Genomic DNA, 15,174 nt, shown 5'->3' on the forward strand with positions numbered 1-15,174 from the left:
GTTTGTTTAATGGGGTTTATTATACCCATATGGCGTACTTTTATCTGAGTTCGCTCTTGATACCCATTCCATTAAGTAAAAGCGTGTAGGCAGTGCTATTTTTATTCCTGCTATATTCAAGAATTTAATGGAGTTGGTATTAAATTCTAACTAACAAACGGAATAACTATGAAGAAAGTAACTATTACCGCCGCAAGTATTGCACTTGCGCTTGGCCTAGTAGGTTGCGGTGAAAAACAACAAGAAACAAAAGCCACCGAAACTGCAGCAGTCACGGCTCCTGCAGAAAAAACACTTGAGTTAGGTGTAGACCTTGCCAACATGGATGAGTCTGTACGTGCACAGGATGATTTTTATTATCATATAAATGGTCAGTGGCTTGCTAAAACAGAGATCCCAGGCGATAAATCTAACTACGGTTCTTTTTCGCAGTTATATGACGAGTCGCAAAAAGCGATGAAAGTGGCTCTTGAAAGCGCGGCTGCTAATAACGCGGCTAAAGCGGGCAGTGACGAGCATAAAATTGGTGCTTTTTATAAAAGCTACATGAATAAAGGCGCGCGTAATGAAATGGGAATTACACCACTTCAGCCTTCTTTAGATACAATTGATAGTGTTGAGTCTAAAGCTGATTTAGCTGGCCTTATGGCTAAAATTCAAAAGCAAGGTGCTAGCTTACCATTTGGTTGGTTTGTAAATAACGATGCTAAAAATTCAAGCGAATATGCGTTGTACTTATCGCAATCGGGCCTTGGTTTACCAGATCGTGACTACTACTTAAAAGATGACGAAAAGTTTACTAAAATTCGTGCAGCTTATGAGCAATACATGACCGATATTTTAGCTAAATCAGGTGTTAAAAATGCATCTGAAGCCGCTAAAAGTGTTATCGCATTTGAAAAGTCTTTAGCTGATGCACAGTGGAGCCGAGTACAAAGCCGTGATGCAACAAAATCGTATAATAAGATGACGGTTGCCGATGCTGATAAACTAATGGGTGATTTTGATTTAGCTACGTTTTTTAAAGACGCTGGTGTAGATATACAAGAAATTATTGTGCGTCAGCCAAGCTACCTAGAAGCATTTGCCGACGTGTATAAAAACACAGGCGTAACAACGTGGAAAAACTATTTGAAATTCCATTTTGTGAGTGGCTATGCACAGCTACTTAGTGACGATTTTGTTGATCTTAAATTTAACTTTTACAGCACAACATTGCGTGGTGTAGAAGAGCAAGCGCCACTTTGGAAAAAAGCAGTTGATGCTTCTAACAGTGTACTGGGTGAAATTTTAGGTAAAGTGTACGTTAAAGATAATTTCCCGCCAGAAGCGAAAGCGCGTATGGAAGAGTTAGTTGATAACGTAATTAAAGGTTACGGTGTAGCTATTGAAAACCTTGAGTGGATGAGCCCGGAAACTAAGCTTGCTGCCCAAGAAAAGCTAAACAAATTTACCCCTAAAATTGGTTACCCAGATAACTGGAAAGACTACTCTGAGCTTACAATCAATTCAGAAGAACTAGTAGGTAACTACATTCGTTACAGTGAATGGGCTTACAAAGACATGATTGCTAAATTAGGCAAGCCTGTTGATCGTTCTGAGTGGCACATGACGCCGCAAACGGTAAATGCTTATTACAACCCTGTAAACAACGAAATTGTATTTCCTGCCGCCATTTTACAACCGCCTTTCTTTAATTTAGAAGCGGATGATGCTGTAAACTACGGTGCAATTGGCGCGGTAATTGGCCACGAACTTGGTCACGGTTTTGACGACCAAGGTGCTAAATACGACGGTGACGGTAACCTACGTAATTGGTGGAGCGAGACTGACCTTAAACAGTTTGAAGAGCGTACAGGTGCACTAGTGGCACAATACAATGAGTATAAGCCGTTTGAAGATGCAGGTGTTAACGGCGAGCTAACGCTTGGCGAAAACATTGGTGATTTAGGTGGCTTAACCGTAGCGCATAAAGCATATATGTTATCTTTAGGCGATAGCAAAGCGCCGGTAATTGATGGTTACACAGGCGATCAACGCTTCTTTATGGGCTGGGCTCAAATTTGGCGTCGTAAGTATCGTGATGAAGAGTTACGTAACCGCTTAATGACAGACCCACATTCACCAAGCCACTACCGTGTAATCGGTATCTTGTCGAACATGCCAGAATTTTATGAAGCGTTTGACGTAAAAGAAGGCGACAAAATGTATATCAAACCAGAAGATCGCGTAAAAATTTGGTAATTGATATTTATTTTAATTAGCTTAACCAAAATTTAGGTTAACTTAATAAAAAACCAGCAAGTGTTTAGCTTGCTGGTTTTTTTATACCAATAACATTGCTGCTATTGCATGAGGGTTTTATGCATCCAGCTTTCATTACTTAAAATATTTTTGTACAGAGCCAATTGGTTTTGAGCTCGTTCTAAGTTATGTTCTGCATGGGTGGTTTTAAAATACACGTCGTTATTTAAGTAATCAGTTAAAAAACGCACGCTAAGCATTAACGGCATAATTTTAGCGCCAAGCAACAAGCTTGATTGTTCTGCCTTGCTCATAACAGGCTGAAGGGGAGCTAGGTAGCCCTTAACGAGCGCCTCAAAAATCTCTTTACGAATAACTACTTTATCAAGGTTGGTCGAGTCTTCTGCCTCAGCACAGCAAAATGTACGTACCATGTCACCAAAGTCATACAGTAAAAACCCTGCCATACAGGTATCTAAATCGATAACCGCTTTTGCTTTATGCGTATTACTACAATACAGCATATTATTTATTTTAGTGTCGTTATGGCATACGCGAATAGGTAAGTCAGAGGCTATATCACTGAGTTCTTTAATTAAATGCTGCTGCGATAAGCAATAGGCTATTTCGCTTTCACAGCGAGTGAGCCGCTTCTCTGCACTTGTATTGATAGCTGAGTTTAATTGCTTAAAGCGAATGGCTAAGTTATGAAAATTCTCAATAACAGTGTAAAGCGATGCGGCATCAAAATCGTGAAGGGCGCTTGCAAAGGTGCCAAATGCTAAAGCTGCTTGATGTGCTTGCTCTGTGGTTTTAACTACATCTTCACTAAAGCTTTGCTTAATAAAGTTAAGTACTCGGTATTGCTCGTTTTCAATGCTTATTAAGTACTCATTACTGTGTGTGCGTATGTGTTTAACAATCTCAAGCGGGTAGCTGTTACTTTGCTGTTTAGCGCATAAGTGCTGTTCAATTAATTTCGCATTATTAATGAGTTGCAGAGGGTGTTTAAATACATGGGTATTGAGCTTTTGCACAATAAATTGCTGCGACGCATTACTAAGCAGCCACGTCGTATTTATGTGCCCGCTACCTATAGCGCTAACCTGAGTTTGTTCGGGGTTTAGCGCTAAAAGCTCACTCAACTTATTTTGAATTAACGTATTCATTTTACTTACGCGTATCGAGCTTGTATTTTTTCAATAATATCAGCGTTAGCCGCAGGGAAGTCGTAGTTACTAAGCTCGCTAATGGCTACCCATTCGCTTGGTTGTCCTTCAGCGCCACGTGCTTCACCGCTAAAATTACTAACGACATGAATATCGAGTCTTACACATTTATCACCGTAGTCATGCTCAATCACCATTAGCTGGCTGGAGCTGTGAATTGTGATCCCCACTTCTTCTGTTAGTTCACGCTTAAGCGCTGCAAATACGCTTTCGCCAGCTTCTACTTTGCCACCAGGAAATTCCCACAAGCCACCTTGGTGTTGCTCATCACCGCGCTTACAAATAAATATGGCATTGTTTTTTTTAATAACACCAACGGCTACATTTACTATTTTTATTGTCATATTTTTACTCCATAAAAAAAGCGACGCTAGCGTCGCTTTTTAATTACTTACAATACGTGGTTATTTTAATTTACCACAACACTGTTTGAACTTTTGACCTGAACCACAAGGACACGGATCATTACGGCCAACTTTTGGCTCTGTTCTAGCCATTACGGTTGCGCTTTGAGGTGCTTCGCCGCCTACGTGCTCAGCTTCTTCATGTTGGTATTCGCGAGGAGCGTTTTCACTCTTGCGGTGTTGCTCTTCTACTTTTTCAACATCTTCTTCTGCGCGTACTTGTACTTTACTTAAAATGCCAACTACATCAACTTTTAAGTTTTCAAGCATTTCAGAGAACAGTTCAAACGACTCGCGTTTGTACTCTTGCTTAGGATTCTTTTGCGCGTAACCACGTAAGTGAATACCTTGGCGTAGGTGATCCATTGCAGCAAGGTGATCTTTCCAGTGCTGATCAAGACTTTGTAGCATAATCGCTTTTTCAAACTGGCGTAGTACAGAGTCGCCAACTTGCTCTTCTTTTTGCTTGTAAGCTTGCTCAACCGCTTGCTCAATACGCTCACGAAGTTTTTCTTCGTAGAGTTTATTGTCATCAGCTAGCCATTGTGAAATAGGCAGCTCAATTAGGAAGTCTTGTTTTAAGCGCTCTTCAAGGCCAGGCACATCCCACATCTCAGCAAGGCTTTGCGGTGCAATGTACTGGTCAATAACACCAGTAAGTACATCACCACGGATAGCTGTGATAGTTTCTGAAATATCGCCTTCTTCAAGCAGTTCGTTACGTTGAGAGTAAACAACACGACGTTGATCGTTTGCTACATCATCGTATTCAAGTAGTTGCTTACGTACATCAAAGTTACGTGCCTCTACTTTACGTTGTGCGTTTTCAATTGCGCGGTTAACCCATGGGTGCTCAATTGCTTCGCCGCGTTGCATGCCTAGTTTACGCATCATGTTAGTCATGCGCTCGCCGGCAAATATACGCATTAGCGCATCATCCATCGATAGGTAAAAACGACTAGAGCCGGCATCACCTTGACGACCAGAACGACCACGTAATTGGTTATCTATACGGCGCGATTCATGGCGCTCAGTACCAATGATGTGTAAACCGCCAGCATCAATTACTGCATCATGGCGAATTTTCCATGCTGCTTTAATTTCAGCAATTTGCTCATCTGTTGGATTTTCTAGTTTTTCAACTTCGCTGTTCCAGTTGCCGCCAAGCACGATATCGGTACCACGACCGGCCATGTTGGTTGCAATAGTAACAGTACCAGGTAAACCTGCATCCGATACAATGTCAGCTTCTTGCGCATGGAATTTAGCGTTAAGTACGTTGTGCTTAATTTTTTCTTTGCGTAAAAACTGTGATAAATACTCAGAGCTTTCAATCGAAATAGTACCTACAAGCACAGGTTGTCCGCGCTCTTGGCAATCTTTAATATCGATTAAAATGGCTTCGTATTTTTCTTCTTGCGTTAGGTAAACTAAATCGGCGCGATCATCACGGATCATCGGCTTATTAGTTGGCATAACTACAGTATCCAGGCCATAAATTGACTGAAATTCAAATGCTTCAGTGTCGGCTGTACCTGTCATACCTGCTAACGTTTCGTATAAACGGAAGTAGTTTTGGAAAGTGATTGAAGCAAGCGTTTGGTTCTCGTTTTGAATTTTTACACCTTCTTTAGCTTCAACAGCTTGGTGTAAACCTTCAGACCAACGACGGCCTTCCATTGAACGCCCTGTATGCTCATCGATAATAATGACTTCGTTTTCTTTAACAACGTAATCAACATCTTTTTGATAAAGCTTATGAGCGCGTAGTGCTGCATATACATGGCTTAAAAGGGTGATGCTGCTTGCTGAGTAAAGCGAGTCGCCTTCTTCAATTAAACCGCGCTCACTTAATAAGTCTTCAACTTTAATTTGGCCACGTTCAGTTAAATGAACTTGCTTAGACTTTTCGTCGATTGTGTAATCGCCATCGCCTTCAACGCCTTCTTCGTCTTCTTTTTCTTGAAGCTCTAAAAGCGGCACTATTTTGTTGATTTCGATGTATAGCTCAGAGCTATCTTCAGCAGGGCCTGAAATAATAAGCGGTGTACGTGCTTCATCGATTAGGATTGAATCTACTTCATCCACTACTGCATAAAATAATGGGCGCTGTACGCGTTCATCAATGCTAAATGCCATGTTGTCACGAAGGTAGTCAAAACCAAATTCGTTATTTGTACCGTAGGTGATGTCGGCAGTATAAGCTTGCTTTTTCTGCTGTGGCATCATGCCAGGTACGTTACAGCCAACAGTTAGGCCTAAGAACTCAAATAACTCGCGGTTAGTTTCAGCATCACGTTTAGCAAGGTAGTCGTTCACGGTAATTACGTGTACGCCTTTGCCTGTTAAGCCATTTAAGTAGGCTGGAAGTGTTGCTGTGAGTGTTTTACCTTCACCGGTACGCATTTCTGCAATGCGACCTTGATGTAAAACCATACCACCTAATAGCTGTACGTCGAAATGACGCATAGCATTTACACGCTTTGACGCTTCACGTACCACAGCAAATGCTTCTGGTAAAATGTCGTCAAGGCTTTGTCCGTTGTCGTAACGTTCTCTAAACTCAGCTGTCTTAGCTCTTAAATCTTCATCAGAAAGCGCTTCTAATTGCGTTTCTAGCGCATTGATTAGCGCGACCGTCTTTCTTAGGTTTTTAATAGTGCGGTCATTGCGACTACCAAAAATCTTGGTAAATAAATTAGATATCATGATAAAACCGTTACAATGTATTCTTTGTTAACCGAGTGTCGGCTAACCCATTTTTTACAATTGGTAATTAATATGTGCTTTTACATAACACGTAGAACATATTAATTAGCAATTTTGTATTAAAGTGCTCAAAAAGCACTGTTTATTACGTGCGCTACTATACCAGACTCTGGCAAACAACAAACTATCTCAACAAAAAGATGTGTATTTAAAACAGAAAATTTTGATCTCGTTCGTAAAAATTACTTTAACTGATTTAATTACGCTAAAAATAGCCGCAAGTTGTAAAGATATGGTGATTAATAAATTAAAAACAAGGGGGGAGTAAGCGCTTAAGTTGTATACTTAGCGCTCTACATTACTGCCCCGCATTTTATAATTTAAACTGGTTAACCGTTTTATTAAGTGCAGTTGCTAAGTCACTTAAATCAGGCGCTTCATCGGCAAGTGTATAAGCATGATCGGCTGTACTATTTACTAAGTTATTTATTGCCGAAAGGCTGGTATTAATATCCTCTGAGACCACAGTTTGCTCCTCAGTAGAGGTGGCAATTTGATAACTTGGTGCTTCGCGCTCTATGTTAACTCTGGAAAGGTCTGCGATATATTTAACAAAAAAAGTTGAAGCTATTATTAGTAAAACTGTGATTGTTTCACCAATTAATAATAATATTTTCTTCCGTAATGATAAATTATTTAGCATAAGTGTACGTATTATTGTTATTTAGTAAGTTGTATCTTACTTAAAATCGCTACGAAGTCAGATAGACAGCACTAATTATGCGTTTAAAATGAAGGGTTATGCAAAAAATGAAAGATAAAGCTAATAAATTAGTAGTGCTAGGAGCGGGTTGGCTTGGTCATGCATTGTGTGTTCAAGCCAAGCAAGCAGGTTGGGATGTACAGGGCACTCACCAAAGTGAAGAGCATAGCGATGATTTTCAGCGCCAACTTACATTAGTTGATGGCAAGCTAAAACACGAAGTGGATTTACGCGATGCCTATTGGGTGTGCGCTATCCCTCCGCGTAGCCGTAACACTCAGAGCAACTATCCAGAGACCTTAGCCGCGGCACTTATTCTTGCTAAACAGCTAAATGCAAAAGGCTTTATATTATGCTCATCCACCGGGGTGTATGACCAAGAAGCTGGTATTTATAGCGAAACTAGTGAGATATCGTGTACAAATGAGCGACAAATAAAACTATACGATGCTGAAGAGCAAGTACTCGCACAAGGCGGTAAAGTACTGCGTTTAGCTGGGTTACTTGGGCCAAATCGTGAGCCTGGTCGTTTTGTTGCAGGTAAAGAGCTAAACACATCGAGTCAACAAGTGGTTAATATGGTGCACCAACAAGATGTAATAAATGCTATTTTTTCGGTAATCGAAAACTTTAATACTGGGCAAAATATTTACAATGTGGTGAACCCCTCACACCCAACGAAAGCGAATTATTATGCTCAAAAATGTGCAGAGCATGGCGGCGAAATGCCCACCTTTACAAGCGATGAAGTGGCTGAGCGTAAGGTGCTGGGCTCAGCTATTGAAGCATTAGGATTTAGCTATCAGTACGCAATTTAAACTGAATTGTGCTTGATATAAGTTTTTATTTTGAATTCAGGTTATTTTTTAAATGTTAAATGCCCACCTAAGCGGTATTTACTCCCAGGCGATACAAGTCGTGCGAAGCTCACTATGCCTATGGATGACCAAGTACGGCGGATTACTTGCAGACAAGGTTCTTCGTTGTATAGATTAAGCCACTGACACATTTCATCATTGGGCATCACTGCCTCTACAGTATGGCGGGCCTGGGTAAGTGGAGCCACGCTTGATAAATATTCGTGCGGAGTAAGCATTGTAAAATCTTGCTGTAAATAACCTTTTGCAATACCTGGGTTTACAAAGCGCTCTTCAACTTGCAGTGGTTTTTCGTTTTCGTTATGCACAAGTACACTGCGATAAACTACGCTGTCTATTTCTACTCCAAGTGCAATTGCAATAGGCGCTACTGCATTAATAGATTCGAGAATATGTACACTACAGCTGTAGCGGCCACTGCGTTCTTTAACTTCATCGGCAATATTTTTTATTTCCAGTAATGATGACTGCGATTTAAAACTCGCTACAAATGTACCTAAGCCTTGGCTTCGAGTTAAAATGCCCGCGTCAGTAAGTTCGCTTAAAGCACGGCGTGCAGTCATACGGCTTACACTAAATTGGCTGCTTAACTCATTTTCTGAAGGGACGCGCTGATCCTCTTGCCACGAACCATTTTTGATTTTATCGACAATAAATTGTTTTATCTGAGCAAATTTAGGCGTTGTCATTGAATAAATGCGCTGTATTTATAATAAACAATGTTAGTTAAGATGACATAATTACCTTGTATATACAAGACGGATGGTTAGATTGTATTTTAAGCAAATTAGAGGGGGAACATACATAATAAAATATTAAAAATGAACTAGATGACTTCGACTTACTAATTATTGATGCCAATATTGCCACTATGAACAGCGCTATAGATGCTCCATATGGAGCAATAGAAAATGTAGCCTTGGCCATAAATGGCAGGTTGCGTGGTTAGGTAAGCAATCGGATTTGCTAAGTTTTGATGTGTTTGCAATGCCTGCATTTAGTATTAAAGGGCAGTGGTTAACATCAGGGCTTATAGATTTTCATACTCACTTAGTATCTGCAGGCTCTAGTCACAAGAGTTTGAACAACGCTAGCACAGTGTAACTATGAGTAAATAGCTGCTCAAGGTGGCGGTATAGCAAGTACAGTTGCTGCGACTCGTGCAGCTGAACTCGAGTAATTACTAGCTGAAGGTGTTACAACTGTTGAAATTAAATCGGGTTGTTAGCAAACCAAGCAAGTGTTTGAAGCTGCTAAAAGACATAACCTGCCTATAAAATGCTGCCATGCAGAGCAGCTATCTAATCAGCGCAGTGCATAGCTGGTAGCTGAATTTAAAGGCTTGTCGGCTGATCATATCGAATACCTTGATGAAGATCCTATAAAAGTCATGGCACAAGCTGGGATTATTGCTGTGTTACTACCCAGTGTATTTTATTTCTCACGAGAAACGCAGTTACCTCCTATTGAGTGACTTTAATTCTGGTACTTCACCTTTATGCTCGTTGTAGTTAATGATAAATATGGTGCGTACCTTTTTTAGGCTTATGCCAGAGCTGGTGCTTGCAGACGTATCCATAAATGCAGCACAGGTTTTGGATTTAAAAGACCGAGGAATACTTAAGGTAGGTACAAGAGCTGATATTGCGCATAGGCACATAAGTCTCCCATCGCAATTAAGCTGCCCGTTTGGCGTAAATAAGCTATCAAATTTATGGATTTTGGGTAGAATCAATTAGTCTTGTATTATTTTTGTCCATATTTACATGTCTTTAATAAATTTTTTAGCTAATGGAGTGGCATGAACTTGAATATTTTGACTGACGGTAACTTCCCTGTTTTTTTTAGCGGTGCGCTGCTAATGGCGATGATCGCTACGTTATTCTCTGTTAAAAATATCAGTATTAAATTTAGTTATTTATGTACTGGGGTTGTTGGGTTAGCCATTTTAAGTAGTGGTGCGGCTTGGTTAGCTATTTTACTGGCTTTTGGTTTTTGCTTTCATTCGTGGCAGGCTTTTGAGCGAAATAACTGGAGCATGATTATTGTCAGCGCCGCTGCGGGGCTATTATTTATTGTGTTATTTTCGGCTCATTTATTATTAGCAGTACCACTTTTTTGGATAGTAGTTGCCATATTATTGTTAGCCATTGTTGGCTTTTTAAATGATGAAAGAGCAGAAAAAGAGGTTGTTATAGTGCCTCAAAGTATTGATGAGACGTTTATGGAAGAGTCCCCATTATCTATTTTTGCGAATAAAAAGCAGCTACGCCAAGGTTACTATCAGTGGTGTGAAGACAACCAAGTAAATGCAGTTTTAGTGGTAATTCGACTAGAAGGGTTTGGGCAAGTTAACCAGCATATTGGACGCGATTTTGGCGATATTCTCTTAGCTCAATCGGCTAATAGAATTAAAGAATCCTTAGTAAGTGATGAAATCATATCTATAAGTAGCCATGAAAAGCTAGCCCATTTAGGCGGATTAAATTTTGCATTTATTTGTAGCCTAGCAAACCAGAAGCACCTCCATGAACAAGTTATTGAGCAAATATTAGGGGCAACGCTAAAGCCTTTTAATGTAGCTAATTGTACGGTAGAGGTAAAAGCCCGCGCAAGTTATGTAAATTGTGATGGGCAAGACAGTAACTTTGATAATTTAATATCGTTTGTTTACCTTGCCCTTGATAGCCACCCAAATCGAAAAGTTGTGCCTTATCATCAACAAATGATGGTAGAGCAGCTAGAGCAGCAGGCGCGTTTAAAAGAGCTTGCTAATATTGATTTTGCTAGTGAACTTGAACTTTATTTTCAACCCGTTATTTGCAATGACGGTGGCCAGATTGAATTTTTAGAATTGTTACTGCGCTGGCAACACCCTAAACAGGGAATTTTATCTGCCAATCGTTTTATTGACGATATAAGAATTGCAGGACTTGCTTATCCATTAGCTAAGTTTGTGATTGAGCGAGCAGCAGAGCTTGCAATGGCATTGAGAATCGAAGGCATTACTGTACCACTGAGTATTAATGTGTTTGGCCCCGAAATGCTCAATGAAGAATTTGTTGAATTTGTAGATTTGGTAACAAATGAGCATCAATTAGAGCCGGGCGACTTAATAGTTGAGTGCCCTTTACATATATTCACAAGTCTTGATGATAAAAGCCGAGCGATGATCGCTAGATTAAATAATATTGGCCTAAAAATATGTGTTGATGGCTTAGGTGATAACCCTGTACTGCTTTCTAAGCTACCAAGTTTGGCTGCGGAATATATTAAAGTGGCGCCCTCGCTTACTGCTGATTTTAGCAATCAAAACAACATACGTAGCTTAGTGAGTGGCATGGTTGAAATGCATAACCAACAAAAGACTAAAGTCATATTTGAAGGCGTAGAGACTCTTGAACAACTAAAATTTGTCAAAAGTTTAAAAGCGTATGCCGCTCAAGGTTATTACTTTGGTCATCCGTTAAGTAGTATTGGTTTGATGAGTTGGTTGAAACAGTGGCGTATGGATATAACTGAGTAACCAACCCAGCCATTTATCTAAGGAGCATGTCTATTGTTCTTTAGCTTGTAAATAGCTATTTGCCAGCGCACTTAATACTTGCCCTGTATGCTCAGCGCCAGCGTCTAAACCGTTAGGGTGTTGGCTAGGCGCTGCTTCACATAAATGTAAGTACTTAGCGCGGCGATTACTCGCGGCTAAATGTACAAAATGTTCAGCATCAGCAACACTAAAACCACTGCAATTATAAGCGCTTACTGGCATGTAAGTTATACTATCCAAATCAACCCCAATACCTAGTGCATAATTATCGGTGTTGTGAAGTGCATGAGTGACAGCGCTACTTAGCGTTATTTCTCTTCTTACTGCAATTGCTTGATAACTAGTAAAACTGTGATTGGCTAGGGCCATTGCATCAAGTGTTGCCTGATTATTTTTAAGTTCGTGTAACCCAATTACATGATAGTTATTTAAGTGCTGCTCGCTATAGGCGTAGGTAAAGCCATTTCCACTATGGCGGCCTTCACATGGTCTGAAATCGGCATGAAGGTCTAAATTTATGACGTTGATGGGGTTTTGGCTGTGTTTACTCAAAGCTCTAATAATACCTAGGCAGTTATTGTGTCCGCCACCTATTACAATAGGCTCAAGACCTGCTTTAAATATTAAACTTAAAACGGCTTCTACACGTTCATCAAGCTGCCTGCAAAGTTCACGCAACTGAGTTAATTGCTCAGGCTGTTTTGCACTTAGCGGGTTACTTTGCAGCATTAAATCAGTGGTATTAACTTCACCAAGTAGTAATACTTTTTGAGTTGCAATAAATTGATTATGAGGCTGGTTTAAAAAGCGCTTTAAAAAGGCAGGCCAAGCTTGGTGGGCACCTTTATTTCCTAAATTCGCTCTGGGACCGATATCTTCACAAATACCAAGTAATACATAGCGAATGCCAAATTGAGCTGCATCTATTAGTGCTTGTTGAACGTTTACTTGGGTGTCTAGCAGGGCCATTGACTGCCAAGCTTTGGTTTCGTTTGCGCGGGTAGTGCAAAGAGCCTTAACCGCGCTTTCATCATATACTGTTAAGTAACTGGTCACGTTATACTTCTACGATTTCCAATTCTAGTTCTTCAGCAGATAAAACAATGCCAGTGCTGTCGGCATAAATAAAATCGTCATCAAAAAACGAAACGCCTGCAAAGTTAACACCTATGCCATCTTCACCCGCACCTTCGCTATCAGCAGCAACCGGGATAGATGCAATTGCTTGAATACCTAAATCTAGGTCTTCAAGCTCGTCAACATGGCGCACTGCACCATAAACAACAATACCTTGCCAGTTGTTTTCAAAGGCAAGTTCTGCAAGCTCTATATCAATTAGCGCACGGCGTGTTGAACCACCGCCATCAATTAAAAGCACCGAGCCTGTACCATCTTGAGAAAGTAATTCACGGATCAGTTCGTTATTTTCAAAACATTTAACTGTTTTAATGCGGCCACCAAAGGTATGGCGTCCACCAAAGTTTATGAACATAGGTTCAAGCACGTCAACCACATCGGCAAAGTGATCACATAAATCAGAAGTGCTGTAATCCATTATTTTATCCTCAAAATATACATTAAGTTATAGCTCAGTATACCCTCCTTATAAGCAATAACAACGACTTAATAGCAGTAAATTTAAGCAAAATACACGTAAGATCGTCAATAGCAACAATAGTGTCTTAAAAGCGTCACTCAATTGTTATTTACAACGCCTAAGCTAAAAAAGTGTTCGGATAGTATACAGCTAGGAGTAAGTGATGACTAATAACAGTGTACTTAAAAAAGTAGCTCGAATGGATGAGCAATTGTTTTTAACTTTATTTAATTACAATTCACCAAAATGGTTTAAAACAGCGGCGCTTGGCTTTTCAAAAAGCGGAGATGGTGCGCTTTACTTATTGCTATGTGCCGCAGTGTGGTGGCTAAGTAGTAATGAACAGCATCAACTACTTCCTGCTACGGTACTATTAGGCTTTGTTATTGAAAGACCTATTTATTTTTTAGCTAAAAATCGATTTGCACGCATTCGCCCATGCGATTGTTTGGTAACCAATGCCTATATTGTGCCAAGCGATAAGTTTAGCTTGCCATCAGGGCACAGTGCAGCTGCATTTTTGGTGGCGACTATTTTAGGTCACTTTTTCCCTGAGTTAGGCTTACTTTGTTTTGCGTGGGCTACTGGTGTTGCATTGTCTAGAGTGATATTGGGCGTGCATTTCCCGGCAGATATTATTATTGGAGCAGCTATCGGTAGTTCATGTGGCTTATGTGCATTAATGCTGGTGGTGACTGTATGAAAATACTGTATGGAATTCAAGGTACTGGTAATGGTCATATCACGCGAGCTCGAGTTATGGCTAGCCGCTTCAATGATTTAGGAATAGATGTAGATTATGTTTTTTCAGGGCGTGCAAATAAAGATTACTTTGATATGCATGAATTTTCTGACTACAAGACATTTCGCGGTTTATCGTTTAGCACTCAAAATGGGCAAGTTAAAGCGCTGCAAACACTTAAAAAGGCCAGGGTGTGTAAATTAGTCAGTGATATAAAAGCATTTGATGTAAAACAGTATGACTTTGTACTTAACGATTTTGAACCTGTATCGGCTTGGGCTGCAAAGCGAGCGGGCATACCCGTGGTGGGAATAAGCCATCAGGCTGCATTTTTAGCAGACAGCGTACCGATATTTGGCCATGGCATATTAAGAAAGTCTCTTATTAAAACTTATGCACCTGCAAATACTTATTTAGGCGTGCATTGGCAACCTTTTGCGCACAACATTATTCCACCGTTTATTGCAAACCATGAACATGGTAATCCGGTTGCTGTTATGAACAAAGTGTTGGTGTATTTACCGTTTGAAAACCTAGATAGTATTGTTGATTATTTGAAAGACTTTCCTGAAAAAGAGTTTTATTGTTACCACCCCCATACCCAAGATAAATCGATTGGGCATATACATTTACGGTCTCCTTCTCGAACTGGTTTTTTAAATGACTTAGCAAACACAAGTGGCGTGATAGGTAATGCAGGATTTGAATTGGCTAGTGAGGCGTTAAAATTAGGGAAAAAGCTCTTATTAAAACCACTAGAAGGGCAATTTGAACAAGATGCAAATGCACAAACATTGCTTGCCATGGGAATGGCGCACGTTATGAATTACTTAAACCCACAAGCACTTGATGATTGGAACAGTGCACCGCAAAACAAGCAAATTAACTATCCAAGTGATCCTACCCCTTTAATTGATTGGCTACTCAAAAAGCAGTGGGATAATACTCACTCACTGCATAGAGGTTTGTGGGGAAGTGTAAATTTCTAGTGATAAAGGATGTATAAAAAGCGAATTAAAGCAAAAAAGTCGTTAATTTGATGAGCCTGGTCACTGAGTAAG

The 15,174-nt window shown here is 40.1% G+C and carries 11 protein-coding genes and 2 pseudogenes; 6 read left to right on the forward strand and 7 right to left on the reverse strand.

Annotation, left to right across the window (positions count from 1 at the left end):
• The first annotated feature begins 168 nt into the window (after positions 1-168).
• A complete protein-coding gene (locus tag J8L73_RS09800; protein ID WP_211016635.1) occupies positions 169-2,244 on the forward strand; it encodes a M13 family metallopeptidase in 2,076 nt (691 codons plus the stop codon).
• Between the two features lie 101 nt (positions 2,245-2,345).
• On the opposite strand, the gene J8L73_RS09805 is transcribed toward J8L73_RS09800, so the two are convergent.
• The 4 genes and pseudogenes from J8L73_RS09805 to J8L73_RS09820 form a co-directional block, all read right to left on the reverse strand.
• Positions 2,346-3,413 (reverse strand): phosphotransferase, encoded by a 1,068-nt coding sequence (locus J8L73_RS09805; RefSeq protein WP_211016637.1) that lies wholly within the window; start codon positions 3,411-3,413, stop codon positions 2,346-2,348.
• Between the two features lie 5 nt (positions 3,414-3,418).
• On the reverse strand, positions 3,419-3,817 hold the full coding sequence (mutT, locus tag J8L73_RS09810) for an 8-oxo-dGTP diphosphatase MutT (protein ID WP_211016639.1): 399 nt from the start codon (positions 3,815-3,817) through the stop codon (positions 3,419-3,421).
• A 60-nt stretch (positions 3,818-3,877) separates the two neighbouring features.
• On the reverse strand, positions 3,878-6,586 hold the full coding sequence (secA, locus tag J8L73_RS09815) for a preprotein translocase subunit SecA (protein ID WP_211016641.1): 2,709 nt from the start codon (positions 6,584-6,586) through the stop codon (positions 3,878-3,880).
• 373 nt (positions 6,587-6,959) lie between these two features.
• Positions 6,960-7,148, reverse strand: a pseudogene (locus J8L73_RS09820) (hypothetical protein); the annotation flags it as partial.
• A 248-nt stretch (positions 7,149-7,396) separates the two neighbouring features.
• Here J8L73_RS09820 and J8L73_RS09825 point away from each other — a divergent pair.
• The gene (locus J8L73_RS09825) at positions 7,397-8,167 is read left to right on the forward strand and encodes an NADP-binding protein (protein WP_211000419.1); all 771 of its coding nucleotides are present in this window, start codon (positions 7,397-7,399) and stop codon (positions 8,165-8,167) included.
• A 41-nt stretch (positions 8,168-8,208) separates the two neighbouring features.
• Here the strand turns inward: J8L73_RS09825 and hutC are convergent, their stop codons facing one another.
• Positions 8,209-8,916, reverse strand: a complete 708-nt coding sequence (gene hutC, locus J8L73_RS09830; protein ID WP_211000303.1) for a histidine utilization repressor — start codon at positions 8,914-8,916, stop codon at positions 8,209-8,211.
• Between the two features lie 182 nt (positions 8,917-9,098).
• On the opposite strand from hutC, the pseudogene J8L73_RS19310 reads away from it, so the two are divergent.
• Both J8L73_RS19310 and J8L73_RS09835 read left to right on the forward strand, forming a co-directional pair.
• Positions 9,099-9,966 (forward strand): annotated as a pseudogene (locus J8L73_RS19310) (hypothetical protein).
• 122 nt (positions 9,967-10,088) lie between these two features.
• Positions 10,089-11,753, forward strand: coding sequence for a GGDEF domain-containing phosphodiesterase (locus tag J8L73_RS09835; protein ID WP_211016803.1), 1,665 nt, complete (start codon positions 10,089-10,091; stop codon positions 11,751-11,753).
• Positions 11,754-11,783: 30 nt separating this feature from the next.
• On the opposite strand, the gene J8L73_RS09840 is transcribed toward J8L73_RS09835, so the two are convergent.
• Both J8L73_RS09840 and rraA read right to left on the reverse strand, forming a co-directional pair.
• Entirely contained in the window at positions 11,784-12,830 is a 1,047-nt protein-coding gene (locus J8L73_RS09840) for a formimidoylglutamase (RefSeq protein WP_211016643.1), read from the reverse strand.
• A 1-nt stretch (position 12,831) separates the two neighbouring features.
• Positions 12,832-13,329, reverse strand: coding sequence for a ribonuclease E activity regulator RraA (rraA, locus tag J8L73_RS09845; RefSeq protein WP_058547623.1), 498 nt, complete (start codon positions 13,327-13,329; stop codon positions 12,832-12,834).
• 205 nt (positions 13,330-13,534) lie between these two features.
• On the opposite strand from rraA, the gene J8L73_RS09850 reads away from it, so the two are divergent.
• Together J8L73_RS09850 and J8L73_RS09855 are read left to right on the forward strand one after the other, a co-directional pair.
• Positions 13,535-14,074: a phosphatase PAP2 family protein gene (locus J8L73_RS09850; RefSeq protein ID WP_211000305.1), complete on the forward strand. Its 540-nt coding sequence runs from the start codon at positions 13,535-13,537 to the stop codon at positions 14,072-14,074.
• The gene (locus J8L73_RS09855; protein ID WP_211016645.1) at positions 14,071-15,102 is read left to right on the forward strand and encodes an MJ1255/VC2487 family glycosyltransferase; all 1,032 of its coding nucleotides are present in this window, start codon (positions 14,071-14,073) and stop codon (positions 15,100-15,102) included. Before J8L73_RS09850 ends, J8L73_RS09855 begins: the two co-directional genes overlap by 4 nt.
• Positions 15,103-15,174: the final 72 nt, after the last annotated feature.

This window comes from Pseudoalteromonas sp. MMG006, from assembly GCF_018101025.1.
GTDB lineage: Bacteria > Pseudomonadota > Gammaproteobacteria > Enterobacterales > Alteromonadaceae > Pseudoalteromonas.